Consider the following 18,934-nt stretch of genomic DNA (forward strand, 5'->3'; position numbering starts at 1 on the left):
ATAATTTTTTACAGAACAGGTTATCCACAGAGGCGGAAGGTCAACCGAAGTCCCGGGGCGCTGTAGCTGCCGCCGTTTCCCTCCGATCCCGGCCCTTTTTATCCACATCCCATCACCGCCTGAGTACGATGGGTGTGGTGACATAATAGACTATTAATACAATATGTGGGGCCGGGACGCATTTTAAGTTCTATATGTAGTGCTTTGCATCAAAGATGTTTGCAATTTTATTGATGCAGAACAAAGTAAAAAGAGGAGAGCAGGAATGATGGGCGCTTGCGCTTAATGTAAATTTATCCGCTTATAAAATAAGCAAAAATGGGGCCTGAACGCAGGAAATTCAGGCCCGAAAGGAATAACGTCAGGCGAGCAGCGCGTCGTTAAGCAGGTCAACCAGCAGCAGCAGGGCGTAACGCGCGGCCTGCGCATTCTCAGGCAGGGGCAGCAGCGCGGAGGCCATATTGCTCAACGCGTGGTTGACGGGGGTGAGGGCGAAAATTGTCGCTTCCTGTACCCGGGCCAGCAGGGTCGCGCCCTGCAAAATCGCGTCGGCCTCGCCGGTTGCCAGCACCAGCAGGAGATGATCGTCGCTGAGGGTACTGGCGATCATCCGCATCAGGGCGCTGTCCTGGCAGAGATTCATCACGATCCCGATGGAGAGCAGCTGGTGCTGAAGCAGCGTCGCCAGCGCGATGTCCTGTGCGCCGAGGGCGAAACAGTGTACGGCGCGGGCATTTTGCAGGCGCGTGCGCAGCTTTTGCAGCGTTGATTCGGGCGTGCTCACCAGCTGCTGCTCAAGATGTGTGCTAATCAGGCTTAATTTGTCGCGCCACGCGACGGGCAGCGCGGCGCTCTCCTCGTTAAGCCAGCTGGTACGACGTTCGCAAGCCTGCGCCAGCTGCTTTCGCAAATCACGAATATCCTCGCAGCCGACGGAGCGGGCAAAGCGGGTAATTGTGGCTGCGCTCACGCCAGCGCGCACCGCCAGTTCATCAATCGAAGCGCTGGCGGTAAAACTTAAATTCTGCAGAATAAATGCCGCGACTCTTGATTCCTGAGCGCTAAAGCGAGTCATGCCTTCCTGTAACTGTCCTACGATATCCATGCTTTCAGCCTCTTTCTCCGCCACCGCCTGATTGAAAATATTTTTCAAGTAATGAGGGCTTTTTATACCACGCAATCACGCACAATGCCTGAGATTATTGCCGCTTTCGCTTTTATGCCGGAGTAAAGAGGTGAAAAATAACGCTCCGATCACGTACGTGAAAAAAATTTTCATATAGCCTTCACCCATACCGGCACCTCGTCTTATAGTCGATGGTGTCTGTTTAGCGCTCGCTTACGCCAAATCCATTGGGAGGAATTATGCCACGTATCGTCCTGTGCTGCGCCGCCGGAATGTCCACCAGCATGCTGGTTAACAAAATGAAGGCCGAGGCGCAGCAGCGCGCGCTGGGGCTGGAGATTTACGCCGTACCCGTCGCCGAGTTTGAGCGCGAGTTGCCCAATGCCGACGTGATCTTACTGGGGCCACAGGTGAAGTACGAAGCCCCACGATTAACGGAGCTCGCTGCCCCGCACGGGAAAGCCGTGGCGGTGATCGACATGGCGGATTACGGCATGATGCGCGGGGCCGCCGTCCTCGATAAAGCGCTCGCTCTGCTGAACTCCTAACCCTTACCCATCAACGCGTTCATTTCGCAACGCCGCTGCGGCCTTGCGCGGGGATCTGTACGCCAAAAATGAGGCCACTATGCAAACATTGAAAATTGCCGTCATCGGCGGCGGCAGCAGCTATACGCCGGAACTTATCGAAGGCATTATCCTTCGCCATCAGCAGATTCCGGTCACGGAACTGGCGCTGGTGGATGTCGAAGCCGGGCGCGAGAAAGTGGCGATTATCGCCGCGCTGACCCAGCGTATGCTAAAGCGCCATGGCCTTGAACAGGTGAAGGTCAGCGTGCATTTCGGCCTCGATGAGGCCATTCGCGGCGCTCAATTCGTGCTGACCCAGCTGCGGGTTGGGCAGCTGGCGGCGCGGGCGGCGGATGAGCGGTTGGGGCTGAAGTACCATCTGCTGGGTCAGGAAACCACCGGCGTCGGCGGCTTTGCCAAAGCGCTGCGCACTATTCCGGTGATTTTACAGGTTGCCCGCAAGGTGGAAGCGCTGGCGCCCGACGCCTTTATCCTTAATTTTACCAATCCGGCAGGGATCGTGACGGAGGCGGTGAGCCGCTACAGCAGCGCGAAAATCATCGGCCTGTGCAACGTGCCCATCAATATGCAGCACATGATTGCCGGAATGCTGGACGCAAAAGAAGAGGAGGTCCGGCTGAGCTTCGCCGGGCTGAATCATATGGTCTGGGTACACAAGGTGATGCAGGGGCGGGAAGAGGTGACCAGTAAGGTCATCGACATGCTGTGTAACGGTCAATCGCTCTCGATGAACAATATTCAATCGCTGCCGTGGCCGGCGGAGTTTCTGCGGGCCCTGAAGGCCATCCCCTGTCCCTATCATCGCTATTTCTGGCTGACGCCGGCGATGCTGGCGGAAGAGATTGAGGCGGCGAAAACCAAAGGCACCCGCGCGGAACAGGTGATGAAGGTGGAACAGGAGCTGTTTGATATCTATGCCCGGCCCGAGCTGGATGAAAAGCCCGAACAGCTGAGCTTCCGCGGCGGGGCGTACTACTCCGAAGTGGCGGTGGAGTTGATTAACGCCATCTACAACAATCTTGGCAAAGAGATGGTCGTCAACACCCGCAACAACGGCGCGATTCACGGCTTCGATGATGATGCGGTGGTGGAAATTAACAGCATTATTGACGCGCAGGGCGCACGACCGCTGGCCTTTGGCGCGCTGCCGCCGATCATGAACGGTCTGACGCAACAGGTGAAAGCCTTCGAGCGCTTGACGATTGAGGCCGCGGTCCACGGCTGCCGGGATAGCGCGCTGCTGGCGCTGGTGAGTAACCCGCTGGTCGGGAATGTGACCGATGCCCGGGCGCTGCTTGATGAGGTGTTAACCATCAACCGCCCCTGGTTAACGCAGTTTAACTAAACTTTTCCGCCTTCGGGGATACCACTATGTCTCGTACTTCATTTATTGAACGCTATGTCATGCCCGCCGCGCTGAAAATCGGCGGTCAGAAGCATGTCCTGTCGGTACGCGATGGCATTATTCTCAATATGCCGTTTATGCTGATTGGTTCGTTTTTCCTGATATTCGCCTACCTGCCGATTCCCGGCTACGGTGAGATGATGACCAGCGTGTTTGGCGATGCCTGGCGCGATAAGATGCTGTACCCGGTCAAAGCGACCTATGACATCATGGCGCTGCTCTCCGCGTTCGGCATTGCCTACCGGCTGGCGGAAAAATATCGCACCCTGGACCCGCTCAGCGCCGGGGCGATGTCGCTGGTGGCGTTTGTGATGACGATCCCCCAGGTGACGCTCTTTACGCCGGCAGACGGTTCGGCGGCGCAGCTTGTCAAAGGCGTGCTGCCGGTGGGGATGATTGGCAGCCAGGGGCTATTTGTGGCGATTGTGATTTCGCTGCTTTCCACGGAGATCTACCGCCTGGTGGCCAGCCGTAATCTGGTGATCCGCATGCCGGAGGGCGTACCGCCCGCGGTGGCGAAATCTTTTCTCGCCCTGATCCCCGGCTTCTGCGTGCTGGCCGTGGTGCTGGCGCTGCGCCTGATCGTTGAAGCTTCGCCGTTCGGCGATATCAATAGCATGATTACCACCCTTATCGGTATTCCCATGTCGCACGTCGGCGGTTCGCTGCCGGGGATGATTATCTCGGTGATCCTGATTGGTATCCTGTGGACCCTGGGGCTGCACGGCGACACCATTGTGCTGGTGTTTATTCGCCCGGTCTGGCTGTCGAATATGTCGGAAAACCTGGAAGCGTTTCAGAATGGGCTGCCGATCCCGCATATCATCACCCAGCAGTTTTATGACCTGTGGATTGCGCCCGGCGGTACCGGAGCGCTGCTGGGGCTGGTGATTTTTATGCTGCTGCGCAGCCGTAGCCAGCAGATGAAACAGCTGGGGAAAATTGCCGCGCCGGGAGCGCTGTTCAATATCAGCGAGCCGATGGTATTCGGCATTCCGCTGGTGATGAACCCGTACTTCTTCCTGCCGTTTATTTTGACGCCGGTCCTGCTGGTGATTGTCTCGTATACCGCGATGGCCACCGGGCTGGTGATGAAGCCGGCGGGGATTGCGCTGCCGTTTACCACGCCTATTTTTATGAGCGGCTATCTGGCGACGGGAGGGCATATTTCCGGCGCGGTGCTGCAGGTGGTGAACCTGGCGATCTCGCTGGTGATCTACTATCCGTTCTTCCGGGCATGGGATCGCCTGAAGGCGAAAGAAGAGCAGGCGTCCGCGCAGCCGGAAGCCAGCGCGACGCTGTCTGCGGCCGATCGTATTTAAAGCCATATTCCCGGAGGCGGCGCTTGACGCGCCTATCCGGGCTACCGGCTCGCAGAAGATGGTGAACCTGTAGCCCGGGTAAGCGCAGCGCGACCCGGGACTCTCAGCGTAAGCCGTGGGTTACTCCTGCAGCCACCATACCGCTTCAAACGGACGCAGGGTCATATCGGCAGGGCGGTTCGCCGCCTCCGCGTAGTTGCTTATCAGCATCCGCCAGTCGCCGCTCATCGCTTCCGGCTGCCAGCGCTGGAACTCGCGGCTCAGGTTCGCCACGACCACCAGGGTTTGCCCCTGCCACTGACGGCGATAGCACCACAGCGACGGATGTTCCGGCAGCAGATCCTGATAGTCGCCCCAGGTCAGCACCGGCGTGCTCTTGCGCAGCGTAATCAGCTGCTGATAGGCATAAAACACCGATTCCGGGTCCGCCAGCGCCGCCTCGGCGTTAATCTCGCGATAGTTATCGCACAGCGCAATCCACGGCTCGCCGGCGGTGAATCCGCCGCCCTCACCGCTGTTCCACTGCATGGGCGTGCGGCTGTTATCGCGCGATTTGCTGGCCAGAATCGCCAACAGTTCATCCGCATCCCGGCCCTGCGCCGCGCGTTCGATAAACATGTTGTGGCTCTCAACGTCGCGATAATCGGTGATGCGCGTAAAGTGCGGGTTGGTCATGCCAATCTCTTCGCCCTGATAGATATAGGGCGTGCCCTGCATGCCGTGCAGCACCATCGCCAGCATTTTCGCCGCCGGGACGCGGTACTCCCCCTCGTCGCCGAAGCGGGAGACGATGCGCGGCTGGTCGTGATTACACCAGAACAGCGCGTTCCACGCGCGATTGTGCATCCCCTGCTGCCAGTGCCTGAACAGCGATTTCAAGGCTACAAAATCCGGGCGCGCCAGCGTCCACTTCTCGCCGCCGGGATAGTCCACCTTCAGATGGTGGAAGTTGAAGGTCATCGATAGCTCGCTGCCGTCGAGCGCCGCGTACTTCTGGCAATGCTCAAGCGTGGTGGAGGACATTTCGCCCACCGTCATCAGGTTGCGCGGGGTAAAGACATCGCGGCTCATCTCCTGCAAAAATTCGTGCGCTCGCGGACCATCGGTATAGAAGCGCCGGCCGTCGCCCGCGGTATCGGACGGGAAGGTCTGGTCTTTGGAGATAACATTGATCACGTCGAGGCGCAGGCCGTCGACGCCGCGATCGGCCCAGAATTCGCAGACTTTTTTCAGCTCCGCGCGCACCGCCGGATTTTCCCAGTTCAGATCCGCCTGCTCGACGGCGTACAGATGCAGATAGTACTGCTCGCTTTCGGCGTGCCACTGCCAGGCGTTGCCGCCAAACTTAGATTGCCAGTTGTTCGGCGGTGTGGTCGGTTCGCCGTCGCGCCAGATATAGAACTGACGATACGGGCTCTCTTTGTTGAGCGCTTCGCGGAACCAGGCGTGCTCGGTCGACGTGTGGTTCAGCACCATATCCAGCACGATACGAATTCCTCGCGCCTTCGCCTGGGCCACCAGCTCGTCGAAATCGTCGAGCGTGCCGTAGGCGGGATCGATAGCGGTATAGTTGGCCACATCGTAGCCGTTATCCACCTGCGGCGAGACGTAAAACGGCGTCAGCCAGATAGCGTCAACGCCGAGCTTTTGCAGATAGTCGAGGCGGGAGGTCACGCCGCGCAAATCGCCGGTGCCGGTCCCGGTGGTGTCCTGGAAACTCTTCGGATAGATTTGATAAATAACGCCGTTTTGCCACCAGAGGGGAAGGGTATTCATATTGCGTTCCTGCTACAAAAAAGGGGGCGACAGCGCGCCCCGAAAATAAGACGTCAGACAATCTGTAAGGTGCCCTGGCGGAATTTGCGCTGGTAAACAACCGTTGTCAGGACAATCGGCACGACCACGGCGATAGCCATCGCCAGCGCGTAAACCTGCCAGTAGGTTGGCTGAATGGAGAGGATACCCGGCAGGCCGCCGACGCCGATGCCGTTGGCCATCACGCCGTTCAGTCCGCACAGCAGCCCGGCAAGACCGGAGCCGACCATCGCGCAGAGCATCGGGAAGCGGTATTTCAGGTTGATGCCGTACATGGCCGGTTCCGTCACGCCGAGGTAGGCGGAAATGGCCGCCGGAACGGAGATTTCGCGTTCGTTCTGTTTACGGCTGGCGATGATGATACCCACCACCGCCGATGCCTGGGCGATGTTGGACAGCGCGATCAGCGGCCAGACCGGCGTACCGCCCATGCTTTGAATCATCTGCATATCGATGGCGAGCGTGGTCTGATGGACCCCGGTAATCACCAGCGGCGCGTACAGGAAGCCGAATAGCGCGGCGCCAATCGGCGCGAAGCTGCCGGTTAACAGATGACGCACGGCCCAGGCCACGCCGTCGCCAATCATGCGGCCAACCGGGCCGATAAAAGCGTGGGCGAGAAAGACCGCCAGGATCAGCGAACAGACCGGCACGATCACCAGATAGAGGTAGTCAGGCACGATGCGTTTCAGCCGCGTTTCGATAAAGCCGAGCGCCAGCCCCGCCATCAAGGCCGGGATCACCTGCGCCTGGTAGCCGACTTTCTCAATGGTGAACAGGCCGAAGTTCCATACTTCCGGCACCTGCTGGCCCAGCAGGTAGGCATTCATCAGCTGCGGAGAAACTAACGTAACGCCCAGCACGATACCGAGGATTGGCGTGCCGCCCATTTTCTTTACCGCGGACCAGCAGATACCCACCGGCAGGTAGAAGAAGATCGCCTCGCCAATCAGCCACAGGAAGTCATAAAGGGTTTTCAGCGACGGGTGCATCTGCGCCAGCGTCTGGCCGTTGCTCATCGGCAGATCGCCGATCACGTTGCGGAAGCCTAAGATCAGGCCGCCGCTGATCAGCGCAGGCAGCAGCGGGAAGAAGATCTCCGCGAAGTGTGAAATGAGCTGTTCATGCCACTTCATATTCTGCCGCGCGGCTTTCTTGGCTTGTTCTTTATCGGCGCTGGCCTGGCCGGTGGTCGCCAGCAGCGCTTTATAGTAGTCGCCAACCTCGGTACCGATCACCACCTGGAACTGACCGGCGTTGGTAAAGCAGCCCTTCACCATGCGGAGCTGTTCAATTTCTTTCGGTTTGGCAATGGCTGGATTATTCAGCACAAAGCGCAGACGGGTAATACAGTGGCTGACGGTGGCGATATTGTCGCGCCCGCCCACCAGTTCGATAAGTTTATCGATGTCCTGCTGATTCACTTTACTCATGATGAGGCCTCATGACCGAGGGGAGAGGTTGCATTTAACTTGCATTGGATCCTACTCGCTCCGCTTGAATTGCAAAATGGGAACGTTCCCGAAACCCGGCGAAGATCACATAAATCGTTAAGACAGGCTTAATTCAGTACGGCGGGAATCACGATTTGACGGGGTTCACGGTTTCCGGCGATCTGCTCGATCAGCTGCTGCGCCGCCTGGCGTCCGGACTCGGCGTAGCCGGGATCGACCGTCAGGATCTCCGGGTGGAGAAACTTCATCAGCGGCGTGCTGCCGACGCTGGCGAGCTGGAGACGATCGATTCCCTGCTGCTGGAGATATTTGCTGGCTCCCAGCGCGAGGGTATCGGTGGCGCAGACCAGCGCGCTGGTTTCAGCCGACAGCACGCCGGCGACGTTTTCGTAGCCCTGCTTCATGCCCAGACCCGGCAGCGCGGCGAGGGGCGTGAGGTGTTTTTTCTGGCAGAAATCGAGGTAGGCCTGGTGGCGGCGTTGCCCGGTGGTGATGTCGCTGTGCGGCACGCCGAGGAAACTGATGTGGCGATGCCCGCGATCGTACAGGCGCTGCATCAGCATCCTGATCGATCCTTCATCGTCATAGCAGACGGAGGCGATGCCCGGCGCGTCGCGGGCCAGCAGCACCAGCGTCTCTCGCCACGGGGTGAGCATCTCTTCATGGATGCCGGTGAAACCAAACAGCACCACGCCGTCGATATTGCGCCGGGCGAGCATGCCGAGATGCTCCTCGACCAGCGCCGGGGAGAACTGGCTCTCCATCATAATCGGATCGTAGCCCTGAGCGTAAAAGGCGGGAAGCATGGTCTGTACGGCGAGGTTTTCCGACAGCGAATCCAGACGGGTGACGATGATCGCCACCACTTTATCGCTCTGGCCGCGCATCGCCCTGGCGGAACGTGAGGGCGAAAACCCGTGCTGCTGCATCACCGCTTCAACGCGCTCACGCGTGCGTTCGCTGACGCCGCTTTCGTTGTTAAGCACGCGCGATACCGTCGATTTCCCGACGCCGCTTAAGCGTGCGATATCTTTGATGGTCAGCCGGTTTTGCATGCAGGGTTCTCGTTGTGGTCCGCTTAAAGTGAGCCTAATGCTACTCAACGAAACCACAATGAGCAAAGTCTGGTTTACGTCTGGTTTAGTTGCCCGGGGGTATTATCGCCATAATAGCCACAAATAGATTATCGGCGACGGTATAATTCGCGCCGTTTGTATTCATTTACCGGAGATTTTATGGACCCCGATCCCACTCCTCATCCTCGATGGAGCCCCCTTTTTTTCCGGTAAATCTGCGTAGCGCTGCTTTACCGGAAGCGTAAAGCAGCGATGTCTTTGACGTCCCTGCCATAAAAATAACATGCCTGACAGGTAAGGTTGACTCGCGCCTGTCGGTAGCCTGCGTTCGCTCGCGCGAGCGCGGAGGGACTGTTTATGTTTAAAAATTTTACCCGCCAGCTGTTTGCCCAGCTTGGCCGTCATTTACCGCGTCGTTTAGTACAACGCGATCCGCTACCCGATGCCCGCAATCTGGCGAGCGCGCCGATCCCGGACTCCCTCGGCAAGCAGTGCCTGGACGTGGCGGCAATGGATGAGAATGAAATCTGGCGCGCCTTCGCCAGCCATCCGGAAGGGCTCAATGCGGGCGAAGTGGCGCAGAAAATCGCGCAGTATGGCGAAAACCAGATCCCGGCGCAGAAGCCGTCGCCGTGGTGGGTGCATCTTTGGAGCTGCTACCGCAACCCCTTCAACCTGCTGCTGACCGTTCTGGGTATCGTCTCCTACTCAACGGAAGATCTGTTTGCCGCCGCGGTTATCGCCCTGATGGTGGGGATCTCCACGCTGCTGAACTTTATTCAGGAAGCCCGTTCAACCAAAGCGGCGGACGCCCTGAAGGCGATGGTCAGCAACACCGCGACGGTCCTGCGGGTGGTGAACGAACAGGGCGAAAGCCGCTGGTGCGAGCTGCCCATCGACCAGCTGGTGCCGGGAGATATCGTCAAGCTATCGGCGGGAGACATGATCCCGGCAGACCTGCGCGTCATTCAGGCGCGCGACCTGTTTGTCGCTCAGGCCTCGCTGACCGGTGAATCGCTGCCGGTCGAAAAAGTGGCCCGCACCCGCGACCCGCTGCAGGCAAACCCGCTGGAGTGCGACACCCTGTGCTTTATGGGTACCAACGTGGTCAGCGGTTCGGCGCAGGCGATTGTTTTCGCCACCGGCGGCGGCACCTGGTTTGGCCAGCTGGCTGGCCGCGTCAGCGAGCAGGAAAGCGAGCCGAACGCCTTTCAGAAAGGCATCAGCCGGGTCAGCATGCTGCTGATCCGTTTTATGCTGGTGATGACCCCGATCGTGCTGCTGATTAACGGCTACACCAAAGGCGACTGGTGGGAGGCGGCGCTGTTCGCGCTCTCCGTCGCGGTGGGCCTGACCCCGGAAATGCTGCCGATGATCGTCACCTCGACCCTGGCGCGCGGGGCGGTGAAGCTGTCGAAACAGAAAGTGATCGTCAAGCACCTCGACGCGATACAGAACTTTGGCGCGATGGACATCCTGTGCACCGATAAAACCGGCACCCTGACGCAGGATAAAATCGTGCTGGAGAACCACACCGATGTCTCCGGCAAGGTGAGCGAACGCGTGCTGCATACGGCCTGGCTGAACAGCCACTATCAGACCGGGCTAAAGAATCTGCTCGATACCGCGGTGCTGGAGGGCGTCGAGCTGGAGTCAGCGCGCGGGCTGGCGGAACGCTGGCAGAAAGTCGATGAGATCCCGTTCGATTTCGAGCGTCGCCGTATGTCGGTGGTGGTGCAGGAGCAGGACAATGTTCACCAGCTGATCTGCAAAGGCGCTTTGCAGGAGATCCTCAACGTCTCGACCCAAGTGCGCTATAACGGCGACATCGTACCGCTGGACGACACCATGCTGCGGCGCATCCGTCGCGTAACCGACACCCTCAACCGTCAGGGACTGCGCGTGGTGGCGGTGGCGACGAAGTACCTGCCCGCCCGCGAAGGCGACTACCAGCGCGCGGATGAGTCAGACCTGATCCTCGAAGGCTATATCGCCTTCCTCGATCCGCCGAAAGAGACCACCGCCCCGGCGCTGAAGGCGCTGAAGGCCAGCGGTATTACGGTCAAAATCCTGACCGGCGACAGCGAGCTGGTGGCGGCGAAAGTCTGCCATGAAGTGGGGCTGGACGCGGGTGACGTGGTTATCGGCAGCCAGGTTGAAGCGCTGAATGATGATGAGCTGGCCGAGCTGGCAAAACGTACCACCCTGTTTGCTCGCCTGGCGCCGCTGCACAAAGAGCGTATCGTGACCCTGCTGAAACGCGAAGGACACGTGGTGGGTTTTATGGGCGACGGCATTAACGACGCTCCGGCGCTGCGCGCGGCGGATATCGGTATTTCCGTCGACGGCGCGGTGGATATCGCCCGCGAGGCGGCGGATATCATCCTGCTGGAGAAGAGCCTGATGGTGCTGGAAGAGGGGGTTATTGAAGGCCGCCGGACCTTCGCCAATATGCTCAAGTACATCAAAATGACCGCCAGCTCCAACTTCGGTAACGTCTTCAGCGTGCTGGTCGCCAGCGCCTTCCTGCCGTTCCTGCCGATGCTGCCGCTGCATCTGCTGATCCAGAACCTGCTGTACGATGTCTCCCAGGTCGCCATTCCGTTTGATAACGTGGACGATGAGCAGATCCGTAAACCGCAGCGCTGGAACCCGGCGGATCTCGGCCGCTTTATGGTCTTCTTTGGGCCAATTAGTTCCATATTCGATATTCTGACGTTCTGCCTGATGTGGTGGGTGTTCCACGCCAACACGCCGGAACATCAGACCCTGTTCCAGTCCGGCTGGTTCGTGGTTGGCCTGCTGTCGCAGACGCTGATTGTGCATATGATCCGTACGCGGCGGATCCCGTTTATCCAGAGCCGCGCGGCCTGGCCGCTGATCGTGATGACGCTGCTGGTGATGGTGGTGGGGATTGCGCTGCCGTTCTCGCCGCTGGCGGGCTACCTGCAGCTTCAGGCGCTGCCGCTCAGCTATTTCCCATGGCTGATTGCGATCCTTGCGGGCTATATGACGCTAACCCAGATGGTCAAAGGCTTCTACAGCCGCCGCTACGGCTGGCAGTGAGCGAGGCGCTTTACGTGCAGAAACAACAAAGGCAGCCACGGGCTGCCTTTGTTCATACTGTCTACGATTAGCGACGAATGGCGATCGCTTCGATCTCAATTTTTACGTCTTTCGGCAGACGCGCCACTTCCACGCAGGAGCGCGCCGGGAAGGTGGCGTTGTGCTCGGTGAAGAAGGCTTCATAGGTGGCGTTAACGGTGGCGAAATCGTTGAGGTCTTTGACGAAAACGGTGGTTTTAACGATATCGCCCACTTTCAGGCCCGCGGCTTCGACGATAGCTTTCACGTTCTCCAGAGACTGACGCGCCTGAGCGGCGACATCTTCCGGCACGCTACCGGTTTTCGGGTCTACCGGGATCTGGCCGGAAGTGATGATCATGTTACCCAGATCAACGCCCTGAACGTACGGGCCGATGGCTGCTGGCGCATTTTCCGTCGCGATAGTTTTAGACATGAGTTCTCCTGAAATATGTGAATGTAATCTGACTGGCGTGGGTCATTATAAAGAGTGCTGGCTGCTTTATCATTAAGCAGGCCGCATTTTGCGAAGGAGAAAAGCGGATAACGCAGCGCGCTATCCGCATAAGGCGTGAGCCTGAAGGATGAAGTTAGTGGGTGACTTCCGTCCATGCCATGGTCCAGTCAGAACCTGTACCCGGTTCGAACTGAGTGGCGTACTGGCTCCACTGCACGCAGTAGCCGCTGTAGGGGAACGGGCGACATTGGTACACTTTGCCGTTTTTAGGCTGCATGACTTTCGTTCCCGCCTTATAGCTTTTCAGGTTATCCGGGAAGGTATAGTCGTAGTTCCCCGCAGGCGCAGGCGTCGGATCCGGCTGAACCGTACTCTCTTCCAGCATCAGGTCAATGACCCCCTGGCTGAGGGTGGCGCCCTGCGCATTGCTGGCTGAGTAGCGCAGCATATGATGACCTGCCTGAACGTTGGTCAGCGGAATAGATACCGTCAGGGAGCGATTATCTATCGTCTGCTGAATGCTCCCTTTCTGCGTGCCCGCATGGTCGTTGACGGTGGCGGTGAGATGCATTTTGCCGCTGGCCGTGGCGTTGAACGTCACCGTCGCTTTCCCGTTGGCGATTTTGGTTGCGTTAACGTTGGCGACGCTCAGGGATTCTTCCACGATATCGTCTGACTGCGACTCGGCGTAGGTCAGCGTAACGCTTTGAACGGTGCTGTCTTTTGGCACATACACCTGGTTAACGCCGTGGAGGGGGGTAATGTTGCCATCACTCCCTTTTACCCCGGCGCGCAGCTTGCCCTGGTGCGCGGTATTAATAGCTTCAGCCAGATCGTAAGACCACTGGCTGCTTTTTCCTTGCGCTTCGCTGGCGATGGTCAATTCCGTTTGTAGCGAATGAACTTCACCGCTCGCGTTAAAGAAATGGGCAATGACTTTATCTCCCGCATGGAGATCTTTTCCGCTAAGCTGGCCGGCGAGCTGCGTTGTCCAGAGGGATTCATTCTCCGTTTCATCGCTGGCGCCGCCGAAATCAACGTCAATGGCCTGATAAAAACTATTTGCCGTATCGGCAATTTCCCAGACGGCATAAATAACCTGATAGCCGGTGCGATCGGGTACATTACAGGAGTGCGTGACCTGTACAGCCGGCGTCGCGCCATTTCCGTCGATTTGACAAAATGGCTTAGTTTCAAAATCGCTGCGCGTCAGCGGCTTATTTTGATCCCAGTTCTGTTTGGTAATGTAATAACGCCAGTTAGTCGTTCTATGCGGCGCAGAATGGTGCCAGACGAAATTATTTTTACCGCTCTTTATCGTGGTTTTCGCCCAGCGAGTCGGGCTCTGGCTATCCAGCTGCGAGAAATTGCTTTTACCCGCGCTGGCCAGTTTACCATCAGGCGGCATTGCCCCTTCAGGAAAACCGCTCGCTTGCTCGACGCTTTGCGGTTCCCACTGCACCGAACCGCAGTCGGTGTTTTTCCCTAAATGACATTGGTACGCCCGACTTGGCGGCGATTCCACATAGCCGTGCGCCAATGCTGAGGAGGTAAATAATAATGTTGCTGTATATAACGATATTTTTTTCACTTTCATAATTCATCCTGTGAACATTGATTAAATAATGGAAAACGCACTGGAGTGTATGAAGGGAAAAATTCAGGTTCAATAGCAGTGATATTTAATGATTAATCTCATTGTTTGTTATTTTTAATTATGAGGCGTGTTGATGAGAAATTGATGAATGTTGATTATCTGACCCGAGGTCAGTGAGTTGACGGCCGTGCGGATGATTTAAATTATCGTTCAGGAGCAGTCCCGTTTATCGGGCTGCTCCTGATAAAACCTGGCGAATTTAATTTGCCAGCACGACATGATGTGAAAATTCTTTTTCACAATATTTGCACTTCAGCGCGATATCGTTTTCGCGTTTCTTCACCGCAAAGCTGGAGGACACCGGCTCGGCGTGGCTAATACAGTTGCTGTTCGGGCATACCAGCACGTTGTTAATACGGTCCGGCAGATTCGGTCGGGATTTACCGACGACTTCATACTCATCAATGCGGTTTACCGTGGCCTGCGGCGCGTACAGGGAGAGCTGGTTGACCTGCTCGTCGGTCAGGAAGGTGTTCTCAATTTTGATCAAATCTTTGCGGCCCATTTCGCCTGACGGCAGGTTCAGGCCGATGGTGATGCGCTGATCCGTTTCGGTCAGTTTGAACAGGGTCAGCAGCTTAAAGCCGACCTGCGCCGGGATATGGTCGATAACGGTGCCACGTTTGATGGCTTCTACCTGTAATTTATTGTCGTGTGTCATCTCTTTTCCCCTTACAGTGCCAGATCGCTATTCAGTACCAGCGCCAGTAACGCCTGGCGCGCGAAGATGCCGTTACCCGCCTGCTGGAAGTACCAGGCGTGCGGCGTTTTATCGACATCGGTGGTGATTTCATCAATGCGCGGCAGCGGATGCAGCACCTTCATGTTCGCGCGTGCGCCTTCCAGGTCGGCGGCGCGCAGGACGAACTGCGCCTTCACGTTGGCATATTCCGACGGATCGAGGCGCTCTTTCTGCACGCGGGTCATATACAGAATGTCCACCTCTTCCATCACCTCTTCAATGGCGCTATGCAGGCTCCAGGCAATGCCTTTTTCGTCGAGCATGTCGAGGATGTACTGCGGCATGGCCAGCGCGTCCGGGGCGATAAAGTAGAAGCGGTTGCCGTTAAATTTCGCCAGCGCCTGGGTCAGGGAGTGAACGGTGCGGCCATATTTCAGGTCACCCACCATCGCCACGTTAAGATTTTCCAGACGGCCCTGGGTCTCCTGAATAGTGAACAGATCCAGCAGGGTCTGCGTCGGATGCTGGTTCGCGCCGTCGCCGGCGTTGAGTACCGGAATACCGCCGGAGAACTCGGTCGCCAGACGCGCCGCGCCCTCCTGCGGGTGGCGCATGACGATGGCATCGACATAGGTGCTGATGACCGAGATGGTATCGGCCAGGGTTTCGCCTTTTTTGCCCAGCGAGGTGTTGCTGCTGTCTGAGAAACCGACCACGCTGGCGCCCAGGCGGTGCATGGAGGTCTCAAACGACAGGCGGGTGCGGGTCGACGCTTCAAAAAAGCAGCTGGCGATCACTTTATGCTTGAGCAGCTCCGGCTGCGGATTGGCTTTGAGTTTTGCTGCGGTTGCCAGTACCAGTTCAAGGTCTTCGCGGCTGAGATCGTTTATGGAAATGATATGTTTTTGATATAGCGGGTTAGCCATGTTTATCTCCTGACGCCTGGGCAAAAAAAAAGCCCCTTAAATAAGGGGCTTTACGAATACGGATGCAACGGAAAGAAAAAACGGCAGGCCAGCGTCTGTTTTCAGACGCGGTAAGACGCGATGTCGTACACACTGAACCATAATTCCTCCCGGCAAAACGGGTGGCATTATACGCAGCTCATATTTCGGATCAAGCGATTAATCCACAAACAGGTAAACGTTTGCCTGGGGAATCATGCGTTAACGCAAAAAACCCGCAAAAAGAAGTGGTATGGCAGTCGGATGGGGGGTATAAACTCGAAATGAAAAGCTGTTTTATATTTGAGGGCTATTATGATCGTTGGAAATATTCACCATCTGCAAAGCGGGTTGCCGGCGTCTCTGCGTGAGGCGATCGAACATGTTAAAGCGCATGTCACCGACGCGACGCCGCTGGGTAAACATGATATTGACGGCAACAACCTGTTCTATCTCATTTCCGAAGATACCACCGAGCCGATGGCCGACCGCCGCGCCGAGTATCACGCCCGCTACCTGGACATCCAGATTGTACTGAAAGGCCAGGAAGGAATGACCTTTAGCGTTCTCCCTGCCGGCGCGCCGGATATCGACTGGCTGGCGGAGAAAGACATCGCTTTCCTGGCGGAGGGGGCGCAGGAAAAAACCGTCATCCTCAGCGAAGGCGACTTTGTGGTGTTCTATCCCGGTGAAGTGCATAAGCCGCTGTGCGCCGTGGGCACGCCGGCGAAGGTGCGCAAAGCGGTAGTGAAGATGCTGATGGCGTAAAAAATACCCCGGGCTGCGGCTGGCGCCTTGCCCGGGCTACAGATCCGCGCGGTTTGGGGGCGGGTAGCCCGGATAAGCGCAGCGCAATCCGGGGAAATATCGCGGGAACGCTTACTTACCCAGCGTCGCCACCATCACCGCTTTGATGGTATGCATGCGGTTTTCCGCCTGGTCGAAAACGATGCTCGCCGCGGATTCAAATACCTCGTCGGTCACTTCCATACCGCCGTGCAGGCCGTACTCCGTCGCCATCTGTTTGCCGAGCGTGGTCTGGTCGTCGTGGAACGCGGGCAGGCAGTGGAGGAGTTTCACCTGCGGATTGCCGGTCAGCGCCATCATTTCGCTATTTACCTGATACCCGCGCAGCAGCGCGATACGCTCCGCCCACTTCTCTTTGGCTTCGCCCATCGATACCCAGACGTCGGTATAGATAAAGTCCGCGCCCTTCACGCCCGCCGCAATATCTTCGGTCAGCGTAATATTGCCGCCGTTTTTCTGCGCCAGCGCCCGGCACTGCTCGACCAGCTTCTCTTCCGGCCAGCAGGCGGTTGGCGCGACCAGACGCAGATCCAGCCCGGTCAACGCGGCGGCTTCGAGCATGGAGTTGCCCATATTATTCCGCGCGTCGCCGGCGTAGACCAGGGTCATCTGATTAAAGGCTTTGCCCGGCAGATGCTCCTGCATGGTCAGTAAGTCCGCCAGCAGCTGGGTGGGGTGGAATTCGTTGGTCAGGCCGTTCCATACCGGAACGCCGGCATACTCGGCCAGGGTTTCAACCACTTCCTGGCCGTGGCCGCGATATTGAATACCGTCGTACATGCGCCCCAGCACGCGGGCGGTGTCTTTAATCGACTCTTTATGGCCAATCTGGCTGCCGCTGGGGCCGAGCCAGGTGACGCGAGCGCCCTGGTCAAATGCGGCAACTTCGAAAGAGCATCGGGTGCGGGTAGAGTCTTTTTCGAAGATGAGCGCGATGTTTTTGCCGGTGAGATGCTGAATTTCAATATTGTTTTTCTTATCAGCTTTAAGCCTGGCCGCCAGCTCAAGCAGAGCGGTGATTTCGGCGGGGGTAAAATCGAGCAACTTTAAAAAATGCTTCTGATAAAACGCGGACATGGTTCCCTCACATGGCTCAAGCCATTTGTTGAATTAAAATTCACTTTATATGTATGAATATTCATTTGCAACCCCGTGTCATAAATCTTTCGCTCAGAAGGTGGAGGCAATCACGGCGGTATGTGACAATAGAAGCATCTGCGACACATTATGAGGAACGAGCCATGGCAAACCCGGAATTACTGGAAGAACAGCGTGAAGAAACGCGCCTGATTATTGAAGAGCTGCTCGAAGACGGCAGCGATCCTGACGCGCTGTACACCATTGAGCATCATCTCTCTGCCGATGATTTCGAAACGCTGGAGAAAGTGGCGGTCGAGGCCTTCAAGCTGGGCTACGAAGTGACTGAGCCGGAAGAGCTGGAAGTCGAAGAGGGCGATACCGTGATTTGCTGCGATATTCTCAGCGAATCCGCGCTGAATGCCGAGCTGATTGACGCCCAGGTTGAGCAGCTGATGACCCTGGCGGAAAAATACGACGTTGAATACGACGGCTGGGGCACCTACTACGAAGATCCGAACGGGGAAGACGAAGAAGGTGACGACGACGAAGATCTGGTTGATGAAGACGATGACGGCGTTCGCCACTAAGTAGCAGAGGTATACGGCGGTGCGGTATGCCGCCGTATAGCAAGGAATTTTAATGGATTACCCGCAAATACTCGCCCCGATTTTAAGCTTTCTGCATTGCCCAACTCCTCAGGCGTGGATTGATGAAGCCCGTAAACCGGAAAACCTCCCGCTGCTGTTGACCGACCATATGGTGTGCGAGCTGAAAGCGGCGCAAAACGCTATGCTGCTGGTGCGTCGATACGTCGCGGATAAAGCGGACGCGGATGAGCTGCTGGCCTGCCTGAAGCCGTATGAGGACTTCACCTACCGCTGGGGGCCGGAGCCGGATTTCGTCGCGCTGCATAAGCAGATAAATAAAAGCGCCATGCCGCAGACCGACGATCCCTGGGGACGTCAGCTACTCGACAGCATGATTCTGCTGATCAAAGAGGAGCTGCATCACTTCTGGCAGGTGAGGGAAATCATGCTTTCCCGCGAAATCCCGTACGTCAAAATCACCGCCAGCAACTATGCCCGCGGGCTGCGCCGGGAAGTGCGTTCTCACGAACCGGTCATGCTGATCGATAAACTCATCTGCGGAGCCTATATTGAAGCCCGCTCCTGCGAGCGTTTTGCCGCGCTGGCGCCATGGCTGGATGACGATCTGCAGAAGTTTTATCTGTCGCTGCTGCGTTCCGAAGCGCGCCACTATCAGGACTATCTGGACCTGGCGCAGAGAATCGCCCAGGACGATATCAGCGAACGCGTGCGCCAGCTTGGCGAAGCGGAAGCGGCGCTTATTAACGCGCCTGAAGCGGAGTTTCGTTTTCACAGCGGCGTGCCCGCCTGAGCGTCAGGCCGCCGCTTCACTGCCGCGGCCTGACGAT

The 18,934-nt window shown here is 57.4% G+C and carries 17 protein-coding genes; 7 read left to right on the forward strand and 10 right to left on the reverse strand.

The annotated features are described in order from the left end of the window. Positions 1-361: 361 nt before the first annotated feature. Positions 362-1,105 (reverse strand): MurR/RpiR family transcriptional regulator, encoded by a 744-nt coding sequence (locus ABLU87_RS11540; RefSeq protein ID WP_025107453.1) that lies wholly within the window; start codon positions 1,103-1,105, stop codon positions 362-364. 260 nt (positions 1,106-1,365) lie between these two features. On the opposite strand from ABLU87_RS11540, the gene ABLU87_RS11545 reads away from it, so the two are divergent. The 3 genes from ABLU87_RS11545 (at position 1,366) to celB (ending at position 4,443) form a co-directional block, all read left to right on the forward strand. Next, the gene (locus ABLU87_RS11545; protein ID WP_032747668.1) at positions 1,366-1,674 is read left to right on the forward strand and encodes a PTS sugar transporter subunit IIB; all 309 of its coding nucleotides are present in this window, start codon (positions 1,366-1,368) and stop codon (positions 1,672-1,674) included. Positions 1,675-1,753: 79 nt separating this feature from the next. Then, a complete protein-coding gene (locus tag ABLU87_RS11550; protein ID WP_122116686.1) occupies positions 1,754-3,061 on the forward strand; it encodes a 6-phospho-beta-glucosidase in 1,308 nt (435 codons plus the stop codon). Positions 3,062-3,087: 26 nt separating this feature from the next. After that, complete coding sequence (celB, locus tag ABLU87_RS11555; protein WP_014227664.1) at positions 3,088-4,443, forward strand: PTS cellobiose transporter subunit IIC; 1,356 nt, start codon at positions 3,088-3,090, stop codon at positions 4,441-4,443. A 120-nt stretch (positions 4,444-4,563) separates the two neighbouring features. On the opposite strand, the gene treC is transcribed toward celB, so the two are convergent. The 3 genes from treC to treR all read right to left on the reverse strand — a co-directional run bounded on the left by treC (position 4,564) and on the right by treR (position 8,767). Further along, positions 4,564-6,219, reverse strand: coding sequence for an alpha,alpha-phosphotrehalase (gene treC, locus ABLU87_RS11560; RefSeq protein WP_122116687.1), 1,656 nt, complete (start codon positions 6,217-6,219; stop codon positions 4,564-4,566). 53 nt (positions 6,220-6,272) lie between these two features. After that, complete coding sequence (gene treB, locus ABLU87_RS11565) at positions 6,273-7,691, reverse strand: PTS trehalose transporter subunit IIBC (protein ID WP_014227666.1); 1,419 nt, start codon at positions 7,689-7,691, stop codon at positions 6,273-6,275. A gap of 128 nt (positions 7,692-7,819) precedes the next feature. Next, a complete protein-coding gene (gene treR, locus ABLU87_RS11570; protein WP_014227667.1) occupies positions 7,820-8,767 on the reverse strand; it encodes a trehalose operon repressor TreR in 948 nt (315 codons plus the stop codon). A gap of 378 nt (positions 8,768-9,145) precedes the next feature. Here treR and mgtA point away from each other — a divergent pair, with 378 nt between their 5' ends. After that, on the forward strand, positions 9,146-11,854 hold the full coding sequence (gene mgtA / locus ABLU87_RS11575) for a magnesium-translocating P-type ATPase (protein ID WP_032747673.1): 2,709 nt from the start codon (positions 9,146-9,148) through the stop codon (positions 11,852-11,854). Positions 11,855-11,921: 67 nt separating this feature from the next. Here mgtA and ridA read toward each other — a convergent pair whose 3' ends face one another. From ridA to ABLU87_RS11600, 5 genes are all read right to left on the reverse strand, one after another. After that, a complete protein-coding gene (ridA, locus tag ABLU87_RS11580) occupies positions 11,922-12,308 on the reverse strand; it encodes a 2-iminobutanoate/2-iminopropanoate deaminase (protein ID WP_009652347.1) in 387 nt (128 codons plus the stop codon). 154 nt (positions 12,309-12,462) lie between these two features. Further along, on the reverse strand, positions 12,463-13,926 hold the full coding sequence (gene gbpA, locus ABLU87_RS11585) for an N-acetylglucosamine-binding protein GbpA (protein ID WP_048261967.1): 1,464 nt from the start codon (positions 13,924-13,926) through the stop codon (positions 12,463-12,465). A gap of 259 nt (positions 13,927-14,185) precedes the next feature. Further along, a complete protein-coding gene (gene pyrI, locus ABLU87_RS11590; protein WP_004098115.1) occupies positions 14,186-14,647 on the reverse strand; it encodes an aspartate carbamoyltransferase regulatory subunit in 462 nt (153 codons plus the stop codon). An 11-nt stretch (positions 14,648-14,658) separates the two neighbouring features. After that, positions 14,659-15,594, reverse strand: coding sequence for an aspartate carbamoyltransferase (gene pyrB, locus ABLU87_RS11595; protein WP_014227670.1), 936 nt, complete (start codon positions 15,592-15,594; stop codon positions 14,659-14,661). A 36-nt stretch (positions 15,595-15,630) separates the two neighbouring features. Continuing rightward, entirely contained in the window at positions 15,631-15,735 is a 105-nt protein-coding gene (locus ABLU87_RS11600) for a pyrBI operon leader peptide (protein WP_072351778.1), read from the reverse strand. Between the two features lie 192 nt (positions 15,736-15,927). Between ABLU87_RS11600 and ABLU87_RS11605 the strand changes: the two genes are divergently transcribed. Further along, positions 15,928-16,380, forward strand: coding sequence for a YhcH/YjgK/YiaL family protein (locus ABLU87_RS11605; protein WP_014227671.1), 453 nt, complete (start codon positions 15,928-15,930; stop codon positions 16,378-16,380). A gap of 111 nt (positions 16,381-16,491) precedes the next feature. Here the strand turns inward: ABLU87_RS11605 and argF are convergent, their stop codons facing one another. Continuing rightward, a complete protein-coding gene (gene argF / locus ABLU87_RS11610; RefSeq protein WP_122116688.1) occupies positions 16,492-17,496 on the reverse strand; it encodes an ornithine carbamoyltransferase in 1,005 nt (334 codons plus the stop codon). Between the two features lie 164 nt (positions 17,497-17,660). On the opposite strand from argF, the gene rraB reads away from it, so the two are divergent. Beyond that, entirely contained in the window at positions 17,661-18,086 is a 426-nt protein-coding gene (gene rraB / locus ABLU87_RS11615; RefSeq protein ID WP_004098122.1) for a ribonuclease E inhibitor RraB, read from the forward strand. A 52-nt stretch (positions 18,087-18,138) separates the two neighbouring features. Further along, positions 18,139-18,897, forward strand: coding sequence for a tRNA isopentenyl-2-thiomethyl-A-37 hydroxylase MiaE (miaE, locus tag ABLU87_RS11620; protein ID WP_014227673.1), 759 nt, complete (start codon positions 18,139-18,141; stop codon positions 18,895-18,897). Positions 18,898-18,934: the final 37 nt, after the last annotated feature.

The organism is Klebsiella sp. CB_Kp196, from assembly GCF_040061575.1.
GTDB classification, from domain to species: Bacteria; Pseudomonadota; Gammaproteobacteria; order Enterobacterales; family Enterobacteriaceae; genus Klebsiella; species Klebsiella michiganensis.

Coding starts and splice junctions, on each gene's coding strand:
- gbpA (WP_048261967.1), bottom strand. CDS start 13,926: ATGAAAGTGAAAAAAATATCGTTATATACAGCAACATTATTATTTACC.
- treC (WP_122116687.1), bottom strand. CDS start 6,219: ATGAATACCCTTCCCCTCTGGTGGCAAAACGGCGTTATTTATCAAATC.
- ABLU87_RS11545 (WP_032747668.1), top strand. CDS start 1,366: ATGCCACGTATCGTCCTGTGCTGCGCCGCCGGAATGTCCACCAGCATG.
- miaE (WP_014227673.1), top strand. CDS start 18,139: ATGGATTACCCGCAAATACTCGCCCCGATTTTAAGCTTTCTGCATTGC.
- mgtA (WP_032747673.1), top strand. CDS start 9,146: ATGTTTAAAAATTTTACCCGCCAGCTGTTTGCCCAGCTTGGCCGTCAT.
- celB (WP_014227664.1), top strand. CDS start 3,088: ATGTCTCGTACTTCATTTATTGAACGCTATGTCATGCCCGCCGCGCTG.
- rraB (WP_004098122.1), top strand. CDS start 17,661: ATGGCAAACCCGGAATTACTGGAAGAACAGCGTGAAGAAACGCGCCTG.
- pyrI (WP_004098115.1), bottom strand. CDS start 14,647: ATGACACACGACAATAAATTACAGGTAGAAGCCATCAAACGTGGCACC.
- ABLU87_RS11605 (WP_014227671.1), top strand. CDS start 15,928: ATGATCGTTGGAAATATTCACCATCTGCAAAGCGGGTTGCCGGCGTCT.
- ABLU87_RS11600 (WP_072351778.1), bottom strand. CDS start 15,735: ATGGTTCAGTGTGTACGACATCGCGTCTTACCGCGTCTGAAAACAGAC.
- treB (WP_014227666.1), bottom strand. CDS start 7,691: ATGAGTAAAGTGAATCAGCAGGACATCGATAAACTTATCGAACTGGTG.
- ABLU87_RS11550 (WP_122116686.1), top strand. CDS start 1,754: ATGCAAACATTGAAAATTGCCGTCATCGGCGGCGGCAGCAGCTATACG.
- ABLU87_RS11540 (WP_025107453.1), bottom strand. CDS start 1,105: ATGGATATCGTAGGACAGTTACAGGAAGGCATGACTCGCTTTAGCGCT.
- treR (WP_014227667.1), bottom strand. CDS start 8,767: ATGCAAAACCGGCTGACCATCAAAGATATCGCACGCTTAAGCGGCGTC.
- argF (WP_122116688.1), bottom strand. CDS start 17,496: ATGTCCGCGTTTTATCAGAAGCATTTTTTAAAGTTGCTCGATTTTACC.
- ridA (WP_009652347.1), bottom strand. CDS start 12,308: ATGTCTAAAACTATCGCGACGGAAAATGCGCCAGCAGCCATCGGCCCG.
- pyrB (WP_014227670.1), bottom strand. CDS start 15,594: ATGGCTAACCCGCTATATCAAAAACATATCATTTCCATAAACGATCTC.